The following is a 3,001-nucleotide window of genomic DNA, read 5'->3' as shown; positions in this document are numbered from 1 at the left end:
GGGAGCCGGCGGCCAAGACGGCCCGAATCGACCGCATCGTCGGGCGCGGGCGGGCGGCGGCTTGCTACGGGAAACGGCTGGGTGAAGCCGGGAAATGAGATGCGCGGCACGCCGTTCTGCTGCGGCCGGCGCAGGCGGAACGAACGCTGCAGCGGATCGAAAAGCGGCAGGCTCAACGCGCGTGGCGCGGCGCGGGCGGATGAGGAGCCGCCTGGGATCGCGGAAGGCATCACAATGCCGGTTCCGACACCGTTGCTCAGGATCGTCGGAACGACCTTTGACTTGCCTGCCTGCGGGGCCTTGCGCGGCGGCGGCAGTGTCACGACAAGCCCGCGCGCCAGCGCGATGATGAGCCGCCGCGTGGCGGACTCTGCCGGACGCAGGAGCCGCAGCACGGCGAGGCGGAGATGGCGCGGCAGCGCCTGGGACGGTTTGCTTTCCGCCTGCGCCGAACCTCGAGGCGACGCGCCTTCCTGCGGGAGGAAAGCAAGCTGTCCCCCGAGGCCGGCCATGGCGACGAGCGTCGCCACGATGTGCGTCAGCGCCTCGCAGTGCTTCTCGATCGCTGCACTCCAGTCCATCGCCGCCTCCCCTCGCCCGCCCTCCCCTGATCCCCGGTCCGGACCAGGGCTTCCGCGGGGGCGGTGCGGGGATTATGCGCGCGGCGAATGGGGTGGGGATAAACGTCGGAGAAAGACTGCTGACAGATGGTGACAGGGAGTGGCGGATCGCTTGCGCCAGCAGCAGCTTATGGGACACGATTTCCGGATGGCAGCAATGGGGCCGGGACCGGACTGGCGGCTTTTAGCGGTATAATGGGAACATGCAGACTTGCCATGCGGGGCACACGGCGACGATGCGTGTTCAACGACGCGGTGCCCTACGATACCGTGGTTACTCGGTGACCTGTCTGTTCTCATAAGTGGAACTTACAAATTTGGAAGCTGAGAAGGTCTTGAGTAATGCTCGCCTCATGGTAGATTAACTTGCCGTCATTGCACGGGAAAGATGTCACCAGTTGCATTGGCGGCGGCAGATAGCGTGGTCTCGAATGCAGGCTGTTTCGAGCCAGCTATGGTCTTCTTGTCGGTCGAGGAGCGATCGCATTGCGATCACGTCGCCATCGATGGCTCCCGAAGAGTATATAGTAGCTACCTTCGAACTCTCGGCAGGAAGGCTACGCGCGGAGCTACCATATGACCGACAAAACCGATCAGAAGCTTTCCTTGCTGGCTCTGACCGGCATGGTCGTCGGTTCGATGGTCGGCGCCGGCATCTTCAACCTGCCCGGCCGCTACGCCACAGCGACCGGTCCGTTTGGCGCCATCATCGCCTGGTGTATTGCCGGCACTGGCATGTACATGCTGGCGCGCGTATTCCAGACGCTCGCCGAGAGGCGGCCCGACATCGACTCCGGCGTATTCGCCTACGCCAAGGCCGGTTTTGGCGACTACATGGGTTTCCTGTCGGCTTTCGGTTACTGGCTCGGCAGTTGCCTCGGTAACGTGTTCTACTGGGTGCTGATCGGCTCCACGCTCGGTTTCTTCTTCCCTGAAGCCTTTGGCGACGGAAGCAGCGCGATCGCCATCATAGTGTCGCTTGCCGGCATCTGGGCGTTCCACTTCATGATATTGCGCGGGGTTGAGCAGGCGACCCACCTCAACATGATCGTCACTATTGCCAAAATCGTTCCCATCATCGTGGCGATCCTCGCCTTCATCCTCTTCTTCAACTATTCGCAGTTTTCCGAGAACTTCTTCGGCGGCGTCGACATGCCGGAAAAGACCCTGCTGGCGCAGGTGCGCGACACCATGCTGATCACGGTGTTCGTATTCATCGGCATCGAGGGTGCAAGCGTCTATTCACGCTTTGCCAAGAAGCGTGCGGATATCGGCGCCGCCACCATCCTCGGCTTTGTCGGCGTGACCGGCCTGATGGTGGCTGTTACGCTGCTGCCCTATGCGACCGCCCCGCGCTCGGCGATCGCCGGGGTGCAGAACCCTTCCCTGGCGGGCGCGCTCGAACTTGCGGTCGGCCACTGGGGCGCAGTGATGATTTCCATCGGCGTGCTCGTGTCGGTGCTCGGGGCGTATCTCGCCTGGTCGCTGATTTGCGCGGAAGTCCTGTTTGCCGCCGCCAAGTCGCAAGACATGCCGAAGCTCTTCTCTGCGCAAAACAGCAACCGGGTTCCCGCCAACGCGCTGTGGCTGACCAACATCGTGGTCTCGCTGTTCGTCATCTCGACCTATTGGTCGCGCGACGCATTCAACTTTATGCTCGACATGACCAGCGTGACCGCGCTTTTGCCCTATCTGCTTGTCGCGGGCTATGGCGTCCTACTCGCGCGCAGCGGCGCAGGCTATGAGGACGCGCCAGGCGAGCGCGCTCGCGACCAGATCTTCGCCTGGATGGCGGTCATCTACACGCTGTTCATGTTCGTTGCCGCCGGCCTGAAATACGTCTTGCTGGTGGCAGTGCTCTTCGTGCCCCGCACAATTCTCTATTTCTGGGCCCGCCGCGAACAGAATGCACGACTCTTCACCCCGGTCGAACTCGCCGTCTTCGGCATCACCGTCCTCGCAGGCGCAGCCGGCGCCTACGGGCTCGCGACCGGCATCATCACGCCGTGACCAGCAAAATACAGGGAGCCTTACCATGGGAACCGAATTTGGCGTGCACTCCGAGGTCGGCCAGTTGCGCAAGGTCATGGTCTGCGCGCCGGGCCGGGCACATCAGCGGCTCACGCCGAGCAACTGCGACGCCCTCCTGTTCGACGACGTCTTGTGGGTCGACGTCGCCAAGCGCGACCATTTCGACTTCATCACCAAGATGCGTGATCGCGGCGTCGACGTCGTCGAGATGCACAATCTGCTTGCCGAGACCGTGGCGGTGCCGGAGGCGAAGAAATGGATCCTCGACAACCAGATCGTGCCGAACCAGGTCGGGCTCGAACTGGTCAATGAAATCCGCACCTACCTCGAAGGACTGTCCAGCCGCGACC

The 3,001-nt window shown here is 62.8% G+C and carries 3 protein-coding genes; 2 read left to right on the top strand and 1 reads right to left on the bottom strand.

Going from position 1 to position 3,001, the window contains the following annotated elements:
* Positions 1-581: hypothetical protein (locus MAXJ12_RS07350; RefSeq protein ID WP_008835170.1), on the bottom strand; the 581-nt coding region annotated here is incomplete at its 3' end.
* Positions 582-1,196: 615 nt separating this feature from the next.
* Here MAXJ12_RS07350 and MAXJ12_RS07345 point away from each other — a divergent pair.
* Both MAXJ12_RS07345 and MAXJ12_RS07340 read left to right on the top strand, forming a co-directional pair.
* A complete protein-coding gene (locus MAXJ12_RS07345) occupies positions 1,197-2,630 on the top strand; it encodes a basic amino acid/polyamine antiporter (RefSeq protein WP_008835169.1) in 1,434 nt (477 codons plus the stop codon).
* Between the two features lie 25 nt (positions 2,631-2,655).
* Positions 2,656-3,001: arginine deiminase family protein (locus MAXJ12_RS07340; RefSeq protein ID WP_008835168.1), on the top strand; the 346-nt coding region annotated here is incomplete at its 3' end.

The sequence above is a fragment of the Mesorhizobium alhagi CCNWXJ12-2 genome, from assembly GCF_000236565.1.
In the GTDB taxonomy this organism is placed as follows: Bacteria; Pseudomonadota; Alphaproteobacteria; order Rhizobiales; family Rhizobiaceae; genus Allomesorhizobium; species Allomesorhizobium alhagi.
This window is presented reverse-complemented; position numbering and strand designations above follow the sequence as displayed.

Coding starts and splice junctions, on each gene's coding strand:
- MAXJ12_RS07345 (WP_008835169.1), top strand. CDS start 1,197: ATGACCGACAAAACCGATCAGAAGCTTTCCTTGCTGGCTCTGACCGGC.